Source organism: Parazoarcus communis (genome assembly GCF_003111665.1).
Lineage (GTDB): Bacteria > Pseudomonadota > Gammaproteobacteria > Burkholderiales > Rhodocyclaceae > Parazoarcus > Parazoarcus communis_B.
In genome coordinates, this window is record NZ_CP022188.1 from 975,742 (window position 1) to 998,709 (window position 22,968).

The window sequence follows — 22,968 nt, forward strand, 5'->3', positions numbered from 1 at the left end:
TCCCATCCCGTTCGACTGAAGTCACTTCATATGGATATCCAGCTCCTCTTCACCGCGGCCATCCTCGGCATCATCGAGGGCCTGACCGAGTTCCTGCCGGTATCCTCGACGGGGCACCTGATCATCGTCGGCGACCTGCTTGGCTACACCGACGACACCAGCAAGGTGTTCAAGATCGTCATCCAGTTCGCCGCCATCCTGGCCGTATGCTGGGATTACCGCGAGCGCCTGATCAAGGTGGCATCGGGCCTCAGAACCGAACCCGCCTCCCAGCGCTTCGTCGGCATGCTGTTCGTCGCCTTTCTGCCGGCAGCGGTCCTCGGGCTGATGTTCCACTCCACGATCAAGAGTCTGCTCTTCAACCCGCTGACGGTCGCCACCGCGCTGGTGGTTGGCGGCTTCATCATTCTTTACGTCGAGAAGCGGGCCTACCACCCGCGCGTCGAGACCGTAGAAGCGATGAGCTGGGGCGACGCGCTCAAGGTCGGTTTCGCCCAAGCGCTGGCCATGATTCCGGGTACGTCGCGGTCGGGCTCGACCATCATGGGCGGAATGATCTTCGGCCTGTCGCGCAAGACGGCAGCCGAGTTCTCGTTCTTCCTCGCCATCCCCACCATGTTCGCCGCCACGGTCTATGACCTGTACAAGAACTGGTCCCTGCTGCGGATCGAGGACGTCCCGGTATTCGCCGTCGGCTCCATCGCATCGTTCGTGGCTGCGATGTGGGCGGTGAAGAGCTTCATCCGCTTCATCTCCAATCACACCTTCATTGTCTTTGCCTGGTATCGCATCGTCTTCGGTCTGATCGTGCTGGCCACCTGGCAACTCGATCTCGTGTCCTGGAGCGAGCCCTGATCGACGCGCCCCTTAACGGCGCCCCGACGGCAGGCTAAACTGGCCTGCCGTAAACGTCATAGCGCCACGATGATCATCTACCTGCACGGTTTTCGCTCTGCCCCGGCATCGATCAAGGCCCAGGCACTCCAGCACCACATGTCGGAACGCGGTCTGGGCGATGCCTTCTGGTGTGAGCAGCTGCCGGTATCGGCGCGGGAAGCGATTGCGCTGATCGAAGCACAGATTTCAAGGGCGCAGCGCGATTCGTGCGGCGTTCAGCCGACGCTCGTCGGCAGCTCGCTTGGCGGCTATTACGCGACCTGGCTGGCAGAGCGGCACGGCCTGCGAGCGGTCGTAGTCAATCCGGCAGTCATCGCCCCGCTCTCGCTCGAGGCCTATATCGGCCGCCAGAGCAATCTGTACACCGACGAGCACTTCGACTTCACTCAGGCGCACATCGACGAGTTGCGCGAGATCGACGTCCCCGTCATCTCCCGCCCCGAACGCTACTGGCTGCTGGCGGAGACCGGCGACGAGGTGCTCGACTACCGCCACGCCGTCAGCAAGTATGCCGGCGCGCGCCAGACCGTGCTGCCCGGCGGCGACCACGGCTTTTCGCGCTGGACCGATTACCTGGACGACGTCCTGCACTTTGCGGAGCTGACATGAGCGGAGGCTTCGACACCCGGCGCTTCAAGGCGATGGAGCGCGCCGGCTTCAATCGCATCGCCGCCCGCTATGCAGACGGCGCCCACCTGCGCGCGGAGCTTGCACAAGCCCTGCTCGGGGCGGCAGCGCTTGCCCCGGGGCAGCGCGTGCTCGATCTCGCCAGCGGCCCCGGCCTGCTCGCTGCGGATGCCGCCCATCGCGTACACCCGGGCGGCATGGTGCTCGCCACCGATATCGCCGAGGGCATGCTGGCCGAGGGTGCAAAGCGGATTTCGGACAGTGGCATCGAACTGCTTTTCTCCGCAGCCGATGCCGAGCACCTGTGCCTGGCAGACGCCAGCGTCGACCGCGTCCTGGCAGGCCTGGCGCTGTTCATGTTTCCCCACCCCGAACGCGCGCTGTCCGAGATGCACCGTGTGCTCGCACCCGGCGGCCGGGTAGCCCTGTCGGTCTGGGGCGACCGTGACAACGTGCCGCTGATCAGCCGCGCCCAGGACTGCATCGCACGCTTGCTGCCGAAACCCAAGGTCGCACGACCTTCGGTGTTCCGCTTCGGCAACCCGGCCCTACTCCAGACCATCCTCGAAGATGCGGGCTTCACCGAGGTCAGCATCACAGCCTGCGACTTCACTTGCAGCTTCGACGATGCCGAAAGCTACTGGCAGGCCTTCCTCGATCTGGCCGGCGGCGCAGCCGAAGCGCTCTCGCGCCTGCCCGAAGCCACCCAGCAGGCGCTGCGCAACGAAGTCGCTGCCGACCTTGCGCAACATCCGCGTGCCGACGGTCGTCCCGGCTGCACCGTCCCTGCACGTGCGCTGATCGCGACCGCAGTACGCACGCCCTGACCCCCCGTCTTCGATGACCACCCCACCTGCCGACGCCGCAGCCGAATTGCGGCGCGGCACCCTTGCCGCCCTCGCCGCTTTCAGTATCTGGGGGCTGATGCCCTTGTATTTTCGTGCCGTGGGCGAGGTTCAACCCTTCGAGATCGTGGCCCACAGGGTCCTCTGGTCGCTGGTGTTTCTCGCGGTCCTGATCGCCTTCGTGCCCGGCACCAGTCGTTTCAGCACGGTCGGCATGGTGCTGCGTCAGCCGCGCCTGACGGCCATGCTCGCCCTTACCGCCTCACTCACGGGCAGCAACTGGCTGGTGTTCGTGTGGTCGGTCGACGCGGGAAGACTGATCGAGGCCAGCCTCGGCTACTTCATCAACCCGCTGGTCAGCGTGCTGCTTGGCCGCCTGTTCCTGGGCGAGCAGCTGCGTCCCTTGCAGAAACTGGCGGTCGCGATTGCTGCCGGCGGCGTGTGCTGGCGCATCTGGCAGGTGGGCGATCTGCCCTGGATCGCGCTTTTCCTCGCCGGTACCTTCGGGCTGTACGGTCTGCTGCGAAAACGCATGCCGGTCGATGCCGTCGGCGGCCTGTTCATCGAGACCCTGGTGACCGCGCCGATCGCCGTGGTCTGGCTGCTGTGGCTCAACAACCAGGGCGAACTCAGCTTTGGCACCTCGCTGCACCTCGACCTGCTGCTGCCGCTGGCCGGGGTGTTCACTGCCATCCCGCTGATGCTGTTCGCGGTCGGCGCCAGACGCTTGCCTCTGGCCACCCTCGGTTTCCTGCAGTACCTCGCCCCCAGCCTCAACTTCCTGATTGCAGTGCTGCTGTTTCGCGAGCCTTTCGACCATGGACAGCTAATCGGTTTCCTGATGATCTGGGCCGCACTCGCAATCTACACCGTCGACATGCTGCGCCATGCCGGCGACCGGCGTCGGAAGCAATGAAGGTTTAGGGCCTGAGGGCCGAATCCAGTAAACTGTGCGGCTTGCTCAATTGCTGGCGGTCGCTGATGTTTGTGCTGTTTGAAGAGGACGGGGCCTTCAAGGCTGGAACAATCCTCGCTGATAACGATGCCTCGCTGCAGGTGGAAAATACCCATGGCAAGCGGCTCAAGATCAAGCGGGCGAATGTCCTGCTCAATTTTCGCGAGCCTGCGCCGGCGGACCTGCTGAGCCGCGCCGAAAGCGCGGCCGAAGAACTCGACACCGAATTCCTGTGGGAAGTATGCGGTGACGACGAGTTCGGCTTTGCCGAGTTCGCTGCCGAATACTATGGTCACACACCCAGCCCGGTAGAGTCCGCCGCGGTGCTGCTGCGCCTGCATTCGGCGCCGATCTGGTTTCATCGCAAGGGCAAGGGGCGGTTTCGCAAGGCCCCGGCCGAGATCCTCCAGGCCGCACTTGCCGGCCTGGAGAAAAAGCGCCTGCAGGCGCTTGCCATCGACAAGATGCGCGACGAACTGGTCGAAGGCCGCCTGCCGGCCGAGTTCGAGGGCATGTTGCCGCAGATCCTCTATCGCCCCGACCGCAACCGCAGCGAGGTCAAGGCGCTCGAGGCCGCCTGCGTCGACACCGGCCTCAGTGCCGCCCGCCTGCTGCTCAAGTGCGGCGCGCTGTCCTCGAGCTACGAGTACCACTACAACCGCTTCCTGTTCGAGCAGTTCCCGGACGGGGTGCATTTCCCCGCGATCGACCCGCTGACGGTTCCCACCGGGCTGCCGCGTGCGGACGTCGCAGCGTTCTCGATAGACGACGCCACCACCACCGAGATCGACGACGCCTTTTCGGTCACGCCGAGGCTCGAGGGCGGCTGGCGCGTGGGCATCCATATCGCCGCGCCGGCGCTGGGCTTCAGCCGCGGCTCGAAGCTCGACGCCATCGCCCGTCAGCGCCTGTCCACGGTCTATATGCCGGGCAACAAGATCACCATGCTGCCCGATGAAGTGGTCGAGACCTTCACGCTGGCCGCTGGCCGCGAGTGCCCGGCCATTTCGCTCTATCTGGATGTCAGGTCCGATCTCACCATCACCGCCCACGAAAGCCGGGTGGAGATCGTGCCCATCGTCGCCAACCTGCGTCACCACGACATCGAACCGGTGTTCAACGAGGACACGATTCACGATGGCGGCCCCGACTTCCAGTGGAAGCGCGAGCTGACCCTGCTGTGGGACCTGGCGACGATTCTCGAGGCCGGACGCGGCAAACCTTCCGCACATAACAACCAGGTCGACAACAACTTCTACGTCGACTGGCAGCAGCAAACGGAAGACGGCCCCGGCTACATCACCATTGGCCAGCGCCTGCGCGGCTCACCGATGGACAAGCTGGTCGCCGAAATGATGATTCTGGCCAACAGCACCTGGGGCAAACTGCTCGACGAAGCCGGCGTGCCCGGCCTGTATCGCGCCCAGGGTGGCGGCAAGGTGCGCATGACTACCGTCGCCGCACCGCATGAAGGCCTCGGGGTCGATTGCTATGCCTGGTCGAGCTCGCCGCTGCGCCGCTACGTCGACATGGTGAACCAGTGGCAGATCATCGCCGTGCTGACCGGCGCCGAGGCGCCCTTCGCCCCCAAATCCACCGATCTGATGGCCACCCTGCGCGACTTCGAGGGAACCTACGCGGAGTACAACGAGTTTCAGCGCCGCATGGAGCGCTACTGGTGCCTGCGCTGGTTGCGCCAGGCAAAACCGGAGGCGGTCGAAGCCAAGGTCATGCGCGACAATCTCGTGCGCCTCGAAGCGATCCCGCTGATCCTCAAGGTGCCCTCGCTGCCGCCGCAGCTGCCGGGCTCACGCGTACGCCTGATCATCGAAGGCAGCGATCTGGTCGACGTCGAAGTCAGCGCGCGCTACCTCACCACCTTGTCCGAGCCCGATCCGGACCAAGAGGAAGAAGCCGAGTACTGAGTCGGCGCCCGCGCACCCATGGCCCAGCCCCCCTCCCTGTACATCGCCTCCATGGCGGCCGCTGCGAGGCATCGCAGCAATGCCATCCTGGCCCTCGGCTTTGCCCTGTCGCTCATGCTGCACGGGCTGGTGCTGAGCATCGGCATCCGCATGCCGGACCCGAAGCCGGTGCGGGACGCCGGGCTGGAGGTGGTGCTGGTCAACGCCCGTCATGCCAGGCCGCCCGCCGAAGCACAGGTGCTCGCACAGGCCAACCTGGACGGCGGTGGCACCAGCGAGGAGAAGGTGAGACCAAAGTCGCCCTTGCCGCCGCAGGACGCGAGCAAGGACGGCAGCGCGCTGGTCGAGGCCAGACGACGCCAGCCGCAGGAGCAGGTGCGCCCCGAGCAGAGGGTCCTGACCCGCAAGGAAGCGCCCGCAGTCGTCGCCAGCGAGCGCCCGGTGGTCGAGAGCCCGACGACACCTGAGGTCGCCAGCGGACTGGACCTGCTCGACAGCGCGGCGGCGATTGCCCGCGTCGAGGCCCAGATCGACCGCACGCTGGAGGAATACTCGCAGCGCCCGCGCAAGCGCATCATTGGCGCCCGGGCGCGCGAATACCGTTTCGCGCAGTACGTCGAAGACTGGCGGCTGAAGATCGAACGCATCGGCACCCTGAACTACCCGGAGGCTGCGCGCGGCAAACTCTACGGCAGCCTGCTGCTGTCGGTGACGATCCGCGCCGACGGCAGCCTCGAGCGGGTGCAGGTGCACCGGAGCTCGGGCCACAAGGTGCTGGACGACGCAGCCGTGCGCATCGTCAACATGGCCGCGCCTTATGCCCCGTTTCCGCCGGACATCCGCAAGGACACCGACATCCTTGAAATCTCCCGTACCTGGACCTTCACCAACAGGGACCAGGTGCGCGCCAACTGACGCAAACTGCCGCCAAACGAGCCCGACCATGGACCGCTACGCCGTCATCGGCCATCCGATCGCCCACAGCAAATCGCCCCGGATTCACGCTGCCTTCGCGCGCCAGACCGGCCAGCAACTCGAATACGAAGCACTGCTCGCGCCGCTGGACGGTTTCGTCGACACGGTTACGCAGTTTCGCGAGGCGGGCGGGCGCGGGCTCAACGTCACCGTGCCCTTCAAGCTCGAGGCCTTCGCCCTGGCCAGCCGCCGTACCGATCGCGCCGCAACAGCCGGCGCTGTGAATACGCTGACGTTCGACGCCGACGGCATTCTCGGTGACAACACCGACGGCGCCGGACTGGTGCGCGACCTCGTCGCCAATCTGCAGTGCCCGCTGGTGGGACGGCGTGTGCTGCTGCTGGGCGCAGGGGGCGCCGCGCGTGGCGCATTGCTGCCCCTGCTGCAGGCCGGGCCAGCGAGCCTGACCCTGGCCAATCGCACCGAAGCGAAGGCACACGCGCTGACAGACGCCTTCCGGCAGTACGCACCCGGCACCACCCTTCACGCGAGCACCTTCGCCGGGCTGGCCGGGCAGCAGTTCGACGTGGTCATCAACGCCACGTCGGCAAGCCTTGCAGCCGAGGCCCCGCCACTTCCTGCCGGGATCTACGCGCCCGACGCGCTGGCTTACGACATGATGTATGGCAGCAGCGAAACCGCCTATTTGCGCGCAGCGCGCGAAGCCGGCGTGAAGCATCTCGCCGACGGACTTGGCATGCTGGTCGAACAGGCTGCGGAGAGCTTTGCCCTGTGGCGCGGCGTCCGCCCGCATACCGCGCCGGTGCTGGCCGAACTGCGCCGCGAGCTGGCTGCTGCATGAAGCAGCCCCTGCGCTGGGCCGGTCGCGGCCTGCTTGCCATCATTGCACTGCTGCTGCTCTGGCAGCTGTGGTTCTTCGCCCATGTGGCGTGGTGGAGTCAGTTCGACCCGGGCAGCACGAGCTTCATGCGTTTGCGCCTGTCCGAAATGCACGAGACAAACCCGAAGGCCAAGTTGCGGTACACGTGGGTTCCTTACGAGAAGATCTCCTCCCATCTGAAACGTGCGGTGGTGGCAGCAGAGGACGACCGCTTCGTCGACCATGAAGGCTTCGACTGGGTGGGCATCCAGCGCGCGCTGGAAAAGAACGAACGCAAGGGGCGCGCGGTCTCCGGCGGCTCGACGATCAGCCAGCAACTGGCGAAAAACCTTTTCCTGTCGCCGTCGCGCAGTTATCTGCGCAAGGCGCAGGAGGCCGTGATCACTGTGATGATCGAGGCTCTATGGAGCAAACGCCGGATTCTCGAGGTCTATCTGAACGTCGTGGAGTGGGGCGACGGTGTGTTCGGCGCAGAAGCCGCCGCGCAGCGCTATTTCGGCCTGTCCGCCGGTCGCCTTGGTCCGGCCGAGAGTGCCCGCCTCGCGGTCATGCTGCCCAACCCGCGCAAATATGAGCGCAGCTTCGGCCCCCGTCTCGCGGCGCATGCCGAGCGGATCCGCGCACGCATGGGGTATTCGCAGATTCCCTGAGAAGCCGCATCGAAGCGTGCTTCGGGGTTTTCGCACCCGGTAACGGATTCGGGGTCGCATGGCTGGCGCCAAGTCCGTAGAATCCGCGTTTCACCCATCCGTCCCCACCTGCCGCGCGATGAATACGGAACAGGAACTGCACCCCGACGATGTCCAGCAGCACCTGCGCGAAGTGCAGGCGCTACTCGCACGCCAGAAGGTCGCGGAAGACCTCGTCCACCGTCAGGACATGCCGCGCCACGAACTGGTCGAGAACCTGGTGCACAAGCAGCACGAAGCCGTGCTGCGCAACAAGCTCGACGCCCTGCACTCGGCCGACGTCGCCTACATCCTCGAAGCGCTGCCGCTCGAAGAGCGTCTCTACGTCTGGGATCTGGTCAAGGCCGAACGCGACGGCGACATCCTGCTCGAAGTCTCGGACGCGGTCCGCGAGTCACTGATCGAGACCATGGAACCGCACGAGCTCAAGGCCGCTGCGGAAACCCTGGATGCCGACGAGCTTGCCGACCTTGCGCACGACCTCCCGCCCGAGATCATCCAGGACGTCTATCAGTCGCTCGACACCGAGGGCCGCGAGCAACTGCGCGCAGCGATGTCCTACCCGGAGGATTCGGTCGGTGCGCTGATGGACTTCGACATGGTGACGGTGCGCGAAAACGTCACCCTCGAGGTGGTGCTGCGCTATCTGCGCCGCTTCGAGGAACTCCCCGACCACACCGACAAGCTGTTCGTGATCGACCGTGACGATCACCTGATGGGCATCCTGTCGCTCGAGTCGCTGCTGATCAACGACCCCGAGAAGGAAGTCTCGGAGGTCATGCGCGACGAGACCGTGATCAGCTTCTCGCCCGACGACCCGGCCGACGACGCAGCGCAGGCCTTCGAACGCTACGACCTCGTCTCCGCGCCGGTGGTGGATCGTCACAAGCGCGTGATCGGCCGTGTCACGGTGGCCGACGTGGTGGACTTCATCCGCGAGGAGTCCGAAGCCGAGATCCTGAGCCACGCCGGTCTGCGCGAGGAAGAGGACATCTTCGCTTCCGTATGGGACTCAGTGAAGAACCGCTGGGCCTGGCTGGCCGTAAACCTGGTTACCGCCTTCATCGCCTCGCGCGTGATCGGCGCCTTCGAGGGCTCGATCGAGCGCCTGGTGGCGCTGGCCGCGCTGATGCCCATCGTCGCCGGCATCGGCGGCAACTCGGGCAACCAGACCATCACCATGATCGTGCGCGCCATCGCCATGGGTCAGGTCAAGCAAAGCGCGATGCAACGCCTGCTCAAGAAAGAACTCGGCGTTGCCCTGTTCAATGGCGTGGTGTGGGGCGGCCTGCTCGGTGTACTCACCTGGTGGCTGTATGGCAGCGCCTCCCTGGGCATGGTCATGACCGCGGCAATGACGCTCAACCTGCTGCTGGCGGCCTTCGCCGGCGTCACCATCCCGATGCTGCGTCAGCGCCTCGGGGGCGACCCGGCAATCGGGGGCTCGGTCATGATCACCGCGCTCACCGACTCTGGCGGCTTCTTCATCTTCCTCGGCCTGGCCACGCTGTTCCTGCTCTGAGGCTCACGCCGCACCTCCCGGCTTAAATTCCGAAGGCCGAAGCGGCGCCCAGCAGGGTGGCAATGCCCAGGATGGCAAAGATCAAAGCAGCAATGCCGTGCACCAGGCGCACTGGCATGCGGTCAGCGATCCTGCCGCCAAGGATGACTGCGGGCACGTTGGCAATCATCATCCCGACCGTGGTGCCGGCAACCACAAGCGCAAGGCTCTGATACTGGGCGGCGAGCGCCACCGTTGCGACCTGCGTCTTGTCGCCCATTTCTGCCAGAAAGAAGGCAATCAGTGTCGTGCCGAAAGCGCCGAAGCGGGCCAGCCTGGCGTCCTCCTCGTCGAACTTGTCGGGGATCAGGGTCCACACGGCCATCGCGATAAATGAGATACCGAGCACCCAGCGCAGCGTGTCCGGCCCCATCAGGGTCGTGATCCACGCACCGACTGCGCCGGCAAATCCGTGATTGGCCAGCGTGGCCAGCAAGATGCCGGCGATGATCGGCCACGGCTTGCGGAATTTTGCTGCAAGAATGAAGGCGAGCAGCTGGGTCTTGTCGCCCACTTCTGCCAGGGCGACGATGCCGGTTGATACGAGGAATGCGTCCACAATCGATCCCCTGGCCGGAAGAAGACGAATGACCACCCACCTTTCCGGCCAGTCCGAAGGTGGTGGTCAAAGGTCTTGCCAGGCCGGGAAACCGCCTGCGCCATGGCCGGACGGCCAAGCATGTTGACGCAGGCCCTTTCGTGCGAAAGGAGGCTACTCCCCAATGACGGGCGGAATTCTACGCAGCGCCCCGAGCGCTGTCCATCCGCCCAAGGGGGAAGTCAGCGCCAGGATGCGAAGATGCGTCGTGCCGCATCCACCGTTGCAGCGATTTCGGCCTCGCCATGTGCAGCGGACACGAATCCGGCCTCGAACGCCGACGGCGCGAAGTAGTGGCCCTCGTCCAGCATCGCATGGAAGAAGCGGTTGAAGGCTTCGGTGTCGGACTTCATCACGTCCTTGAAGGAGGTGGGAACGGCGTCGCTGAAATACACCCCGAACATGCCGCCCACCGAGTCGGCGCTGAACACAACACCTGCATCACGCGCGGCTGCGCTCAGACCCGACACGAGCGCGGTGGTGGTGGCACCGAGGCGGTCATAGAAGCCCGGCTCGCGCGTGAGACGCAGCGAGACCATGCCGGCGGCCACGGCAACCGGACTGCCCGACAGCGTACCGGCCTGATAGACCGAGCCCAGCGGCGCGATCTTCTCCATGATGTCGCGGCGTCCGCCGAATGCGCCCACCGGCATGCCGCCGCCGATGACCTTGCCCAGCGTGGTCAGGTCGGGCGTGATACCGAACAGACCCTGCACACCCTGCGGCCCGACACGGAAACCGGTCATCACCTCGTCGAAAATCAGCACGGTGCCGTACTCGGTACAGATGCGGCGCAGGCCTTCGAGGAAGCCAGGATTGGGCTTGATCAGGTTCATGTTGCCGGCCATCGGCTCGACGATGATCGCAGCGATCTCGTCGCCCCGGGCCTTGAACACGGCCTCGATCTGCTCGAGGTCGTTGAAGTCGAGGACGATGGTGTGCTTGGCGAAGTCTTCCGGCACGCCGCCCGACGACGGGTTGCCGAAGGTCAGCAGACCGGAACCGGCCTTCACCAGCAGGCTGTCGGCATGACCGTGGTAGCAGCCCTCGAACTTGATGATCGCGTCACGACCGGTGAAGCCGCGTGCCAGCCGGATCGCGCTCATCGTCGCTTCAGTGCCGGAGCTGACCAGGCGCACCATTTCAACCGACGGCAGCATCTCGCAGATCAGCTCGGCCATCTCGACCTCGCTCTCGGTCGGCGCGCCAAAGGACAGGCCCTTGAGCGCCGCCTCGCGCACGGCTTCGATGATGGCCGGATGCGCATGACCGGTGATGGCCGGGCCCCACGAACCCACGTAGTCGATGTAGCACTTGCCATCGGCATCCCACACCCGCGCGCCCTCGGCGCGATCGATAAAGCGCGGCGTGCCGCCGACCGAACGGAAAGCACGGACGGGCGAGTTGACGCCACCGGGGATGGTGCGCTGAGCACGCTCGAAGAGCGCTTGGTTTCGGCTAGTCATGGCAGGATCTTCTTACTTGGGCACGGAATCCGTAATTGTCGCCCGCCAGCGCCTGCCGGGTCCACCCGTGACATCAAAACCGGGCACTGCACGCGAAAAATTCAGGGGCGGTCTGCGCTCAGGCAAAGCAGGCGGCGAAATCGCGTGCCCGGGCGGCCGGATCCGGCGCCCCGAAAACATCGCTGATCACTGCCGGATAGCCGGCGCCCGCCGCGATGACTTCAGCTACGTTGTCGAGCGTGATGCCACCGATTGCAGCCACCGGTACACGCAACTCGCGCCGCGCGCGCGCCAGCAACTCGAACGGGGCATGCACCGCATGTGGCTTGGTCGGCGACACGAATACGGCCCCGAAGGCCACGTAGTCTGCACCGGCCACAACGCCAGCCTGTGCCCTCGCCCATTCGTTGTAGCAGGTGACGCCGATGATGCGATTCGCGCCCAGCGCCAGCCGCGCCTGCGCGGGATCGCCGTCGTCACGGCCCAGATGCACGCCATCTGCACCGATCGCCAGCGCCAGCGCGAGATCGTCATTGACCACCAGCGGCACACCCGCCTGCCGGCACAAGGCCAGCACCGCCTCGGCCTGCGTCCTGCGCAAGGCGGCGGACGCCAGCTTGCTGCGGTACTGCATCAACGCCGGGCGTCCGCGCAGCACCTGTTCAACCAGCGCCAGCAGACGCGCGCTGTCAGGCTCGTCCGGCGTCACCGCATAGAGCCCCGGCGCGGGCATGAGTCCCGTTATCTCAGTCATCCGCATCGCCCTTCCCACGCGCCCAGAAAAACCGGTCAGGAATCGCCCGCCCCATGCCCGGAAGGTAGGCATGGCGCAAGGCTTGCTGGGTGAACTCCTGCGCTTCACGCACCGCTTCGGGCATCGCCATGCCGTGCGCCAGCGCAGCCGCTGCCGCTGCGGCCATCGTCGCACCTGCCCCGAGGTAACGCCCGGGCAGGCGCTCCCATGCGTCGGTGCGAATCACGCCCTGTTCGCCAACCAGCATATTCACCACTTGCGGGCCATGGTCGCCCCCGCCGGTCAGCAGTACGTACTCGACCCCCAGTTCGAGCAGTCGGGCCACGGCCTCTTCGGGCGAAAGCGGCTCCTCGCCGTCCTCGTCGATATCGAAGCCGGCGAGGCGCAGCACCTCGTGCCGGCTCGCCACCAGCAGGGTGGTCTGCGGCAGGATCAGTTCGGCCAGCACGGCCACGAGGTCGTCGTCCGCAGCCTGATCGACGCTGGTGTAGAGGGCAGGTTCGACGACGAGGGGGATATCGGGATAGTCGGACAGGATTTCGGCGGCGGTCGCCGTATTCTCAACACTCCCGCAGAAACCGAACTTGAACGCATGGACCGGAATGTCCTCGAGCACGGTGCGCACCTGAGCCGCAAGTACGTCCGGCTCGATGGCGATGCAGTCGTCCACGCCACGGGTGTCGCGCACGACCATGGCCGTCTGCACCGCCAGCGGATGACAGCCCATGCTGGCAAGGGTCAGTATGTCCGACGGCAGGCCGCCCCCGCCGGTGGCATCGGCGGCAGACAGGCAGAGCACGACGGGGGGTACATCGGGAATCGCAACAGGCATTGGGGTCGTGCGCCTGACATGGCGCATCCATTGAAATACGGTAAGATTAACCGCATTTTACTGCCATTCCTCTCCGCCTCTGCCATGTCCGATCAGCCCTTCAAGACCTATATGTGCCTCATTTGCGGCTTCATCTACGACGAGGCTGCCGGCTTGCCGGACGAAGGCATTGCGCCCGGCACCCGCTGGGAAGACGTTCCGCCAAACTGGACCTGTCCGGAATGCGAAGCCCGCAAGGAAGACTTCGAGCTCATCGAAATATGACAAGTGATGTGCTGCGACATGTCTTTTGGAGTATGCTTCCGGCCAACCGAATTTTGATCGCAGTCACGCAAGCCTCTTCGCTGCGTCACCGAGGACATTCTGCATGGACCTGAGCGGACTCAAGGTGATGGTCATCGACGACAGCAATACCATTCGTCGTAGTGCCGAAATTTTTCTGAGCCAGGCGGGCTGCCAGGTGCTGCTGGCCGAGGACGGGTTCGACGCACTGTCCAAGATCACCGACCACCACCCTGATGTCATATTCGTCGACATCATGATGCCGCGCCTCGACGGCTATCAGACCTGCGCGCTGATCAAGAAGAACCCGCGCCTCTCATCCACGCCCGTCATCATGCTGTCGTCCAAGGACGGACTGTTCGATCGCGCGCGCGGCCGCATGGTGGGGTCGGACGAATACCTGACCAAACCATTCACCAAGGACAGCCTGATCAAGGCGGTGGCAGTGCACGCCAGCAATCGCCCCCGTTGATTCTCTCGATGGAAACGCTCCATGCCGATCAAGAAGATACTCGTCGTTGATGATTCACCCACCGAGCGCCTCGCGCTCTCGCAAGTACTGAGCAAGAACGGCTATGACGTCGTGACGGCCGAAAGCGGCGAAGAGGCGATCACCAAGAGCCGCAGCGAAAAGCCCGACCTCATCCTCATGGATGTGGTCATGCCCGGCATGAACGGTTACCAGGCGACCCGCACCATCTCGCGCACCGATGAGACCCGCAGCATCCCGATCATCATGTGCACGAGCAAGGGACTGGAAACCGACAAGATCTGGGGCATGCGCCAGGGTGCCTACGACTACATGGTGAAGCCGGTAGAGCACGACGCACTGCTCGCGCGCATCAAGAGCATCGGCTGATCCATCATGTCCAGACGGATCAGCCTGCGCGAATTCCAGGAAAACCTCGCGCATCGCCTGGCCGAAGCGCAGACCGGCGAACGCCGGGGACTGCTCGGCGTGCAGGCAGGCAACGAGAACTGGCTCCTCAACCTCGCTGAGACTGGCGAGATCCTGGCGCCACCGCCGCTAGCTCATGTCCCGCTGACCCGCGAGTGGTATCGCGGCCTGGCCAATGTGCGCGGCACCCTGTTCGGCGTCATCGACTTTTCGAGCTTTCACGGCGGCGTGCCAATCGTTGCAGCCGGTCACGCGCGCCTGCTGCTGGTCGGCGCCAAACATGGCGTGCACAGTTCGCTGCTCGTCACCCGGGTACTGGGTCTGCGCAGCGAAGAAGACTTCGAGGCTGATCACGGACCTCCGGACGCACGCCCCTGGGTCAGCAAGCGCATGCGTGACATGCAGGACCACCCCTGGCTCAAACTGGATATTCCGCAACTGCTCGCGCAGGGTGCGTTTCTCGACGCCGGGGCAGACTGACCCGGGCGCCTCATCATCACTCAAAGCTTAATTCAGACAGCGGCGGAGCACGGCACATGGCATTCAAGCTCTCCTTAGGCAAGGACAAGGCTTCCGGGCACGATACGGCGTCCGACACCACGATCATGGAAAACTACAATCAACCTGCACCGGCCTCCGCCGGCGCCAAGGCAGATGGCAACGAGCGCCCGGTCAGCAGCAGGATACGCAGCCTTGGCTTCGTCTTCGGCGCACTGGTCGTCGCTACCGTTGGCCTGGTGATTTACCAGAACCAGCAAACCGGAAACGCAACCCGACAGGTCGCTGCCGCCGGCGAAATGCAGACTCTGTCCCAGCAGATCGCGAAGTCCGCCCAGCTCGCCCTTCAGGGCAATGCGGCCGCCTTTGCCGAACTCAAGCGCGGCAGCAGCCGCTTCGCCACTCTCGCGCTCGCCCTCGATCAGGGCGGCGAGCTCGAAGGCGCCGCGTTCCCGGCTGCAAGCGGCGATGCGCGCACCCAGCTCGAAGCGGTCAAGGAGAGCTGGGGCAAAATGGAGAAGGATGCGCAGCAGCTGATCGCCCAGGAGCAGACCCTGCTGACGCTCAATACTGCGGTGGAAACGATCAACAAGGGCAACGACGCGCTGCTTGATCTCACCGAGCAGATCGCCGCACTCAAGCTGCAGTCCGGCGCCAGCCCCACTGACATCGCCACCGCCAACCGGGCGGTGATGCTGACCCAGCGCATCGCCAAGAACGTCAACGCGCTGCGCGTGGCCGATGCCATCGACCCCGAGATTGCCTTCCTGCTCGGCAAGGACACCAACACCTTCCGCGAACAGCTCGCTGCCATGGAGCAGATGGGCGGCGACAGCGAAGTCCGCACGCGTATCCGGCAACTGCTCGCCAGCTCGAAGGAAACCCAGGAAGCCGTCGGCAACGTGCTCGGCAACATCCAGCTTCTGGTGCAGGCCAAGCAGGCAGGCAGCCGGCTGTTCGACGACTCGTCGGCACTGCTCACACGCAGCACCGAACTGAGCGAAGCGTTCAACAGCGCAGTGCGCGGTTTCAACCCGCTGTCGGCCCTGATTGCCCTGACCGCACTTGCAGCGCTCGCAGCCATCGGCATGATGGCCAAGATCTACAACGACGACGTCTCTCAGCGCGGCGCCGACGCCGAGCGCATGCGGGTGAGCGCCGAGGACGAGCGCAACCTCACGCAGCAGGCGATTTTGCGCCTCATGAACGAGATGGGCGACCTCGCCGACGGCGACCTCACCATCCGCGCCACGGTATCGGAAGACATCACCGGCGCCATTGCCGACTCGGTCAACTACACCATTGAAGAACTCTCGGTGCTGGTGCGACGCATCAACGACGCAGCCAGCCGCGTGACCACCGCCACCCAGGCCGCGCAGCAGACCTCGAACGAACTGCTCGACGCGACCGAGCGCCAGACGCGAGAGATCGAAGAAGCCGGTGCCACCGTGCAACGCATGGCGCAGTCGATGACCGAATCGTCCGAGCGCGCGCTGGAATCCGCACAGGTCGCCCGCCGTTCGCTGGACTCTGCGCGCAAGGGCGCCGACGCGGTGGAGAACACCATCCGCGGCATGAACGCCATCCGTGACAAGATTCAGGAAACCTCCAAACGGATCAAGCGTCTGGGTGAGTCGTCGCAGGAGATTGGCGAGATCGTCGAGCTCATTTCCGACATTACCGAACAGACCAACGTGCTCGCGCTCAACGCCGCCATTCAGGCGGCTTCGGCCGGCGAGGCGGGACGCGGATTCACCGTGGTCGCTGAAGAAGTGCAGCGACTGGCAGAGCGCTCGGCCGAAGCAACCAAGCAGATCTCGGCTATTGTGAAAACGATTCAGACCGACACGCAGGATGCAGTGGGCGCAATGGAAAACGCGACCCGCGACGTGGTCGAAGGCGCTCAGCTGTCCGATGCTGCCGGTCAGGCGCTGGCCGAGATCGGTCAGGTGTCGATGGACGCCGCACAGCGAATCGAACAGATTTCCACCGACACCCAGGACCAGGCCGCAACCGCTGGCCGGGTGGCAGGAACGATGAAGGAAATTCTCGCCATTACCGAGCAGACGACCCGCGGCACGAAGCAGACTGCAGTCTCGATCGGGCAGCTGGCCGACCTCGCAGTCGAGCTCAAGGGCTCTGTCTCCGGCTTCAAGGTCTAAGCACGAGAACCCATTCATGACGCAAGCCAAGGAACTGGATCTGGGTCCGCTGACCTGGGTCAAGAGCGAAATCGATCTGGCCCTCGCCCGCGCTGCAGAAAGCCTGGGCGAAGCAAGTCGCGCAAGCGATGCGGCTGCCCGCATCCAGTTCGCGCAGACCCACCTGCACCAGGTCCGCGGCGCGCTGTCCATCGTCGGCCTTGACGGGCTGACCCAGTTTGCAACCGGCGTCGACCAGCTGTTCGGCGACATGAGCCGCGGTGACGCGGTGATTGACGAGAACAGCATCGAGCTGGTCGGCCGCGCGCTCTCGAGCATCGGCAACTATCTCGAAGAGCTCGCACATGGCACGCCGGACCAGCCCTTGCGTCTGCTGCCGCTCTACCGCGAGATCGTCGCTGCACGCGGCCTCGAGGCACCCTCGGCTGCAGACCTGTTCTTCCCCGATACCAGCCTGCGCGCGCCGCGGCGTCAGTCGTCAGCACCGCTCGCGCCGGAAGCCCTGCAGCCGGCCATCCGGGGTCTGCGAGCCCGCTTCCAGCGCGGGCTGCTCGAATGGCTCAAGAACCCGACGGCCGAGAACGGCCCTGAATCGATGCGTGCCGCACTCGACGAGCTCGAGTCAATCGAACCGAGTGCGCCCGCACGCGCGCTGTGGTGGGTTGGTCAGGCCATGGTCGGCACCCTGGGTAGCACGCCGGAATCGGACAGGGTCGAGGTCAAGCGCCTGCTGTCCCGACTGGAAGCGCAGTTGCGCCGCGCAGGTGACGGTCCGCAACCCGTGCCCGAGCGCCTGTTGCGCGAAATGCTCTATCAGGTGGCGACGCAGCCGGCTCGGACAAGTGTTCAGCAGGCCGTCCGTGACAACTGGCAACTGGACGCCATGCTGCCCGAGCCGGGCGCTCGCGTCAGCGAACTGCCGCTGGCCCCCTTGCTGCAGGATCTTCGCGGCCGCCTCTCCGAGCTCAAGGAAGAATGGGACGCTTTCAGCGCCGGCACGGCGATTGCGCTGCAACGTTTCGAGAGCGCACTGGACGAATTCTCCGCCCCGGTCAGCCGGCTCGGCCGCCCTGCCGTCGACCGCCTGATTGGCGGCATCCGTCAATTCACCGCCTGGCTGCGCAAGGACCCGCTGCTTTTCTCCGAAGCCATTGCCATCGAGATGGCGACGGCCCTGCTTCTGACGGAGGCAGCACTCGACCGCAGCGTGCCCGACACCGGCTTCTCCGAGCAGGTCAGCGAGGCTATCGAACGGCTCGACGCCCTCAGCAGAGGCGAGCAGGTGGCCGCGGTCGACAGCTCGCCCGGCCTCGAGGCAGCACGACGCGCGCAGGAAAAGGAAGCCCTTGGCCATGTCTCGCGCGAGATCCTTTCCAGCCTGGCCAACATCGAACAGACGCTGGACGACTTCTTCCGCGATCAGAGCAAACGCGCACCGCTGGCCCAGCTCTCGGGCCCGCTGCACCAGATCGAGGGCGCCCTGTCGCTGCTCGGCGAAAACGATGCCATCGAACTGGTTCACGCCGCGGGCGAGGCCATCGCCGGCTTTGCAGAGGACGACAGCCCGGCCGACAGCCCGGCCGACAGCGCGGCATTCGAAGCGCTCGCCCATCAGTTGTCGGCACTGGGCTTTTTCGTGCAGTCGCTGCAGCATGGCAAGTCCACGCTGCAGCAGTTCCTGAACGGCGACACGGCAGCCTCCACGGCGCAGGCGGATGAAGCCGCCGCCCCGGCGCAGCCAGCCGACACCAGCATGGGCGCACCCGGCTCACAGCTCACCGAAGCTGCCGACGCGGCAGGTCCCGACACCGAGACGCCGTCCCCTGCTGACGCGGACGTCGGGGACATCGCCTCCGAGGACATCGCCTCCGAGGACATTGGCCCCGAGGACGCGGAGGCCATTGCGGCCGCGAGCGCAGAAGCGAAGGACGAAGATCAGGTCCCCGTGGCACCGGCCATCCCGCAGGTTGCGGACGACACCCGCCGCCTGATGGAGTCGAGCGACGAGGATATCGACGCCGAACTGCTGTGCATCTTCATCGAAGAGGCATACGAAGTGCTGGCAACGGTTGCCGAACAGCTGGAGCTGTCGCGCACCGAGCCCGCAAACGGCGAATGCCTGACCGCCATCCGTCGCGGTTTCCACACCCTCAAGGGCAGCGGACGGATGGTCGGGCTGCGTGATTTCGGTGAGGCCGCGTGGGCACTTGAGCAAACCCTCAATCGCTGGCTCCAGCTCGAGTGGCCGCCCACATCCGCGCTGCACCACCTCATCGACGAGGCCCACCAGCACTTTTCGGCGTGGGTGGTGCAGCTTGAAAGCGGCGGCTCGCAGCATCGCGATGTGTCGGTTCTGCTCGCCGAGGCCAGGCGCCTCAATGACAGCGACGAGCCCGCGCAGGAGTCGGCGGTCGGACAGCCTGCGCCCAGCGCCCCCTCCGCCGAAGCTGCGGACGAAGCGGACATCATCGAAACCACACTCGACTTCGACCTCACGCTATCCGAGGACGGCGAGGTACTGCCCTTCGGCGGCGACGTAGAGACGTCCGGTTTCCTGCCGGAAGAAACCTCGCTGGAGAACTTCCCCCTCATCGACGAAGACACCGGCATCGAGCTCGCACATGATGCGTCGGACACGGTCGGCTCCGTCGCCGGAGAGCAGGCGCTGCACACAGACGACGACGCTGACCAGGCCAATGCCATGGACCTGGAGCTGTCCGAAGTCGAAGAACTCGATTTCGAGGCAACCCCCGCACCGGAAATCGAGGAAGAACAGGCCGACGCCGACACCCCGCTCGACCTGCTGCAGATCACCGCGCTCGACGAAACCTGGATGCCACCCGAGGACGTGCTCGAACCGGCGACCGAAGTGCCGCCCGTCGAGCCATCCGACGACACCGAGGCCCCCTCCGATCTGCTGCAGATCACGGCACTCGACGAATCGTGGCTGCCTTCGGAGGAGACGGACGAGCGCTCAGGCGCTGGCGATACGCCCGACTGGACAGCCACAGACGCGACCGAAGCCACAGCCGATGAACCCGGTGCCGGCCCGCAGGACGCGTCCGCGCCCCCCCCCGACGAAGCCGGCGCCGAGGCCGCAGAGGACCTGGCGGAAACCCTGCCCGAAGCCGGGATGGACACCGACGCAACTGGGCCCGACGCTGAAGAAGCGCCGGACCTCCTCGCTGAAACGCCCGCACCCGTTGAGCCTGAGCCTGAGCCTGAGCCTGAGCCTGAGCCTGAGCCTGAGCCTGAGCCTGAGCCTGAGCCTGAGCCTGAGCCTGAGCCTGAGCCTGCAGAGTTTGCTCCGGCCACGCCGATCACCGAAGAGGAACCGGTGGCCGAAGCTGTGTCGGAGCGAGAAGCGCAGCAGGACGCAGACTTCGTCCGCATCGACGATATCGAGATCTCCCGCCCGCTGTACGACCTGTATGTGGCGGAAGCCCGCCATCACATCGCCACCCTGCACCAGGAGTTCGCCCGCCTCAAGGCCAACCCGACGCTGCAACTGCCCGAGATCGCACTTCGCGCCGCACACACCTTTGCCGGCATTTCCGGGACGGCTCGCATTGCGCCGCTCCATGCCCTGGCACGTGCACTTGAGCACGCAGAGCAACGTCTGCGCGACCAGTCCGCAGCGCCTTCGGCCGACGATCTGGCGCTGTTCAGAACCAGCGTCGCCACGCTGGAGGCCATGCTCGCCGAGGTCGTCAGCAAACGCATGCCACTCGAGGTGCCCGACCTGGTGGAGCAGCTAGAACGTGCGTGCCGGCATCCCAACGCCCCCGCCCGGGCCATGGCGCCGGAGACGTCCCCCGCTGCCGCGAGCGTCGTACCGGCCCAGATGCCGGAGGACGCCCCGGCGACGCGCGTCAGCGATGAAATCGACGAGCAGTTGCTGCCGATATTCCTCGATGAAGCCGGCGAACTGCTCAGCGAACTGCATGCCGTGCTGCGTAACTGGCAGACCGACACTGATAATTCCGATCACCCGAAGAGCGTTGCGCGCCTGCTCCACACCCTGAAAGGCAGCGCACGCATGGCCGGTGCAATGCTGCTCGGCGAGCAGCTCCACCAGCTCGAATCGCGTCTCGAAGCATCGCTCAAGAGCGGCCGCGAGATGCCGGCCCTGATCGAGGATCTGGTCACCAGCCTCGACCATACCGAACAGATGATCGACGGCCTGGCAAGCGGAGAAACAGTCCAGGCGCCCGAAACACCCGACACGCAGAAGACTGCAGCCGACACCGGCCCGGCAGTCAGCATCGACGCCGCCCCGGGCGAGGCCGACGGTGCCGCCGCATCCGGTACGCTGAGGGTACGTGCAGAACTGGTCGATCGCTTCGTGAACGAGGCCGGCGAAATCGGGGTTGCCCGCACTCGGATCGAGGGCGAGCTGCGCAACCTGCGCCGCTCGATGCTCGACCTGACCGAGAACGTCATCCGCCTGCGCAATCAGTTGCGCGAGGTCGAGATCCAGGCCGACGTGCAGATGCAGTCGCGCATGGCGCAGGCCGAATCCAGACACACCGAGTTCGACCCGCTCGAGATGGACCGCTACACCCGGCTGCAGGAACTCACCCGGATGATGGCCGAGAGCGTCAACGACGTCACGACGGTGCAGCAGAGTCTTCTGAAGAACCTCGACGGCGCCGACATCGCCCTGCACAGCCAGGCCCGCCTGTCGCGCGAATTGCAGCAGGCACTGATGCAGGTGCGGATGGTGCCGTTCGACAGCCTCGCCGACCGCCTCTACCGCATCGTGCGCAAGGGCACCAAGGAGCTGGGCAAGCGCGCCAACCTTGACCTGCGCGGTGGCCGCATCGAAGTCGACCGCAGCGTGCTCGAGCACATGGTGGCACCGCTCGAGCACCTGTTGCGCAACTCGCTTGCTCACGGCATCGAAGCGCCTGAGCAAAGACACGCTGCAGGCAAACCCGAGATCGGTCAGATCACCCTGAGCGTTAGCCAGGAAGGCAACGAAATCGTGCTCGAGCTTGCCGACGACGGCGCCGGCCTCGACTTCGAGCGCATCGCGGAAAGAGCGCGCGCCAACGGCCTGCTGGCAGCAGACGAAACCGCCGACGAGCGTCGCCTGACGAACCTGATCTTCGTGCCCGGCTTCTCCACCGCAGGCACCGTTTCCGCAGTCTCAGGGCGCGGCGTCGGCATGGACGTGGTGAAGGCCGAGACTGCTGCGGTCGGTGGCCGCATCGACGTCAGCAGCGCGCCGGATGCCGGCACCGTGTTCCGCATCTACCTGCCACTGACCCTGGCCGTTACCCAGGCCCTGCTGGTGCGCGCGGCGGGACGCCATTTCGCGATTCCGTCGAGCATGGTGGCTCAGGTCATGGAGCTCAAGGCCGACGCACTCGAACGCCTGTGCAAGGATGGTGGCACCGACTGGATGGGGCAGCACTATGCGTACCGCTATCTGCCACGTCTGCTTGGCGACGCGGTCAGCCAGCCGGAAATCCAGCGCTATAACTGGGTGCTGTTGCTGCGCGCCGGCGCACAGACGCTTGCGCTGCATGTCGACGCCCTGCGCGGCAACCAGGAAATCATCGTCAAGAATGCCGGCCCTCAGCTCACCCGCATTGTGGGCATGTCGGGCGCGACCGTGCTTGGCGACGGCGAGATCGTACTCATCCTGAACCCTGTCGCACTGGCCAGTCGCGGCCTGAGCGGCAATGATGTCGTTGCGGTGACGGAAGCACATGAACTGCCGCCCCAACCCGCCGCCGAGCCGCTGCACGTACCGACGGTGATGGTGGTCGACGATTCACTCACCGTACGCAAGATTACCGGCCGCCTGCTCGAACGCGAGGGTTACCGGGTCATCACCGCCAAGGATGGCGTGGACGCCCTCGAGGCCCTGATCGACACGGTACCGGACGTCATGCTGTGCGACATCGAGATGCCGCGCATGGACGGCTTTGACCTGGTGCGTAACATCCGCGCGGATGCGCGCACGAAAGACGTGCCGGTCGTCATGATCACCTCGCGACTGGCGGACAAGCATCGCAGTTACGCGATGGAGGTCGGTGCCAACCACTACCTGGGCAAGCCCTATCAGGAAGAGGAGTTGCTCGGTCTCATCGCGGGCTACGCCAGACGCAACTAAGCGGAACCGGGGCCGGCCGCGACAGGGCCTTGCCCCGTT

The 22,968-nt window shown here is 65.3% G+C and carries 19 protein-coding genes and 1 riboswitch; of the genes, 15 read left to right on the plus strand and 4 right to left on the minus strand.

Annotation, left to right across the window (positions count from 1 at the left end; genetic code table 11):
- Window positions 1–30 precede the first annotated feature (30 nt).
- The 9 genes from CEW87_RS04550 (at window position 31) to mgtE (ending at window position 9,276) form a co-directional block, all read left to right on the plus strand.
- Complete coding sequence (locus CEW87_RS04550) at window positions 31–855, plus strand: undecaprenyl-diphosphate phosphatase (RefSeq protein ID WP_108971644.1); 825 nt, start codon at window positions 31–33, stop codon at window positions 853–855.
- A gap of 69 nt (window positions 856–924) precedes the next feature.
- Window positions 925–1,506, plus strand: coding sequence for a YqiA/YcfP family alpha/beta fold hydrolase (locus CEW87_RS04555; RefSeq protein ID WP_108971645.1), 582 nt, complete (start codon window positions 925–927; stop codon window positions 1,504–1,506).
- Complete coding sequence (locus tag CEW87_RS04560; protein WP_108971646.1) at window positions 1,503–2,351, plus strand: class I SAM-dependent methyltransferase; 849 nt, start codon at window positions 1,503–1,505, stop codon at window positions 2,349–2,351. Before CEW87_RS04555 ends, CEW87_RS04560 begins: the two co-directional genes overlap by 4 nt.
- A 13-nt stretch (window positions 2,352–2,364) precedes the next feature.
- Window positions 2,365–3,285 carry an EamA family transporter RarD gene (rarD, locus tag CEW87_RS04565; RefSeq protein WP_108971647.1) on the plus strand — a complete coding sequence of 307 codons (921 nt, stop codon included), beginning with the start codon at window positions 2,365–2,367 and terminating at the stop codon, window positions 3,283–3,285.
- Window positions 3,286–3,350: 65 nt separating this feature from the next.
- Window positions 3,351–5,249: a ribonuclease catalytic domain-containing protein gene (locus CEW87_RS04570; protein ID WP_108971648.1), complete on the plus strand. Its 1,899-nt coding sequence runs from the start codon at window positions 3,351–3,353 to the stop codon at window positions 5,247–5,249.
- An 18-nt stretch (window positions 5,250–5,267) separates the two neighbouring features.
- Window positions 5,268–6,164, plus strand: a complete 897-nt coding sequence (locus CEW87_RS04575; RefSeq protein ID WP_108971649.1) for an energy transducer TonB — start codon at window positions 5,268–5,270, stop codon at window positions 6,162–6,164.
- A gap of 28 nt (window positions 6,165–6,192) precedes the next feature.
- Entirely contained in the window at window positions 6,193–7,026 is an 834-nt protein-coding gene (aroE, locus tag CEW87_RS04580) for a shikimate dehydrogenase (RefSeq protein ID WP_108971650.1), read from the plus strand.
- Window positions 7,023–7,715, plus strand: coding sequence for a monofunctional biosynthetic peptidoglycan transglycosylase (mtgA, locus tag CEW87_RS04585; RefSeq protein WP_108971651.1), 693 nt, complete (start codon window positions 7,023–7,025; stop codon window positions 7,713–7,715). Before aroE ends, mtgA begins: the two co-directional genes overlap by 4 nt.
- 118 nt (window positions 7,716–7,833) lie before the next feature.
- Complete coding sequence (gene mgtE, locus CEW87_RS04590; RefSeq protein ID WP_108976923.1) at window positions 7,834–9,276, plus strand: magnesium transporter; 1,443 nt, start codon at window positions 7,834–7,836, stop codon at window positions 9,274–9,276.
- A 22-nt stretch (window positions 9,277–9,298) separates the two neighbouring features.
- Here the strand turns inward: mgtE and CEW87_RS04595 are convergent, their stop codons facing one another.
- From CEW87_RS04595 to thiD, 4 genes are all read right to left on the minus strand, one after another.
- Window positions 9,299–9,874 carry a TMEM165/GDT1 family protein gene (locus CEW87_RS04595; protein WP_108976925.1) on the minus strand — a complete coding sequence of 192 codons (576 nt, stop codon included), beginning with the start codon at window positions 9,872–9,874 and terminating at the stop codon, window positions 9,299–9,301.
- Window positions 9,875–9,878: 4 nt separating this feature from the next.
- A riboswitch (yybP-ykoY riboswitch) is annotated at window positions 9,879–10,048 on the minus strand.
- 47 nt (window positions 10,049–10,095) lie between these two features.
- Entirely contained in the window at window positions 10,096–11,379 is a 1,284-nt protein-coding gene (hemL, locus tag CEW87_RS04600) for a glutamate-1-semialdehyde 2,1-aminomutase (protein WP_108971652.1), read from the minus strand.
- Between the two features lie 118 nt (window positions 11,380–11,497).
- Window positions 11,498–12,133, minus strand: coding sequence for a thiamine phosphate synthase (gene thiE, locus CEW87_RS04605; protein ID WP_108971653.1), 636 nt, complete (start codon window positions 12,131–12,133; stop codon window positions 11,498–11,500).
- Entirely contained in the window at window positions 12,126–12,965 is an 840-nt protein-coding gene (thiD, locus tag CEW87_RS04610; RefSeq protein ID WP_108971654.1) for a bifunctional hydroxymethylpyrimidine kinase/phosphomethylpyrimidine kinase, read from the minus strand. The genes thiE and thiD overlap by 8 nt, the downstream gene beginning before the upstream one ends.
- A 111-nt stretch (window positions 12,966–13,076) precedes the next feature.
- Here thiD and CEW87_RS04615 point away from each other — a divergent pair, with 111 nt between their 5' ends.
- The 6 genes from CEW87_RS04615 (at window position 13,077) to CEW87_RS04640 (ending at window position 22,929) form a co-directional block, all read left to right on the plus strand.
- Window positions 13,077–13,229, plus strand: a complete 153-nt coding sequence (locus tag CEW87_RS04615; protein WP_269807785.1) for a rubredoxin — start codon at window positions 13,077–13,079, stop codon at window positions 13,227–13,229.
- A 103-nt stretch (window positions 13,230–13,332) separates the two neighbouring features.
- The gene (gene pilG / locus CEW87_RS04620) at window positions 13,333–13,719 is read left to right on the plus strand and encodes a twitching motility response regulator PilG (protein WP_108949773.1); all 387 of its coding nucleotides are present in this window, start codon (window positions 13,333–13,335) and stop codon (window positions 13,717–13,719) included.
- Between the two features lie 21 nt (window positions 13,720–13,740).
- On the plus strand, window positions 13,741–14,106 hold the full coding sequence (locus CEW87_RS04625) for a response regulator (protein WP_108949774.1): 366 nt from the start codon (window positions 13,741–13,743) through the stop codon (window positions 14,104–14,106).
- A gap of 6 nt (window positions 14,107–14,112) precedes the next feature.
- Window positions 14,113–14,625: a chemotaxis protein CheW gene (locus CEW87_RS04630; protein WP_108971655.1), complete on the plus strand. Its 513-nt coding sequence runs from the start codon at window positions 14,113–14,115 to the stop codon at window positions 14,623–14,625.
- A gap of 56 nt (window positions 14,626–14,681) precedes the next feature.
- Window positions 14,682–16,805, plus strand: a complete 2,124-nt coding sequence (locus CEW87_RS04635) for a methyl-accepting chemotaxis protein (protein WP_108971656.1) — start codon at window positions 14,682–14,684, stop codon at window positions 16,803–16,805.
- Window positions 16,806–16,821: 16 nt separating this feature from the next.
- Complete coding sequence (locus tag CEW87_RS04640; RefSeq protein ID WP_108971657.1) at window positions 16,822–22,929, plus strand: Hpt domain-containing protein; 6,108 nt, start codon at window positions 16,822–16,824, stop codon at window positions 22,927–22,929.
- Window positions 22,930–22,968 lie beyond the last annotated feature (39 nt).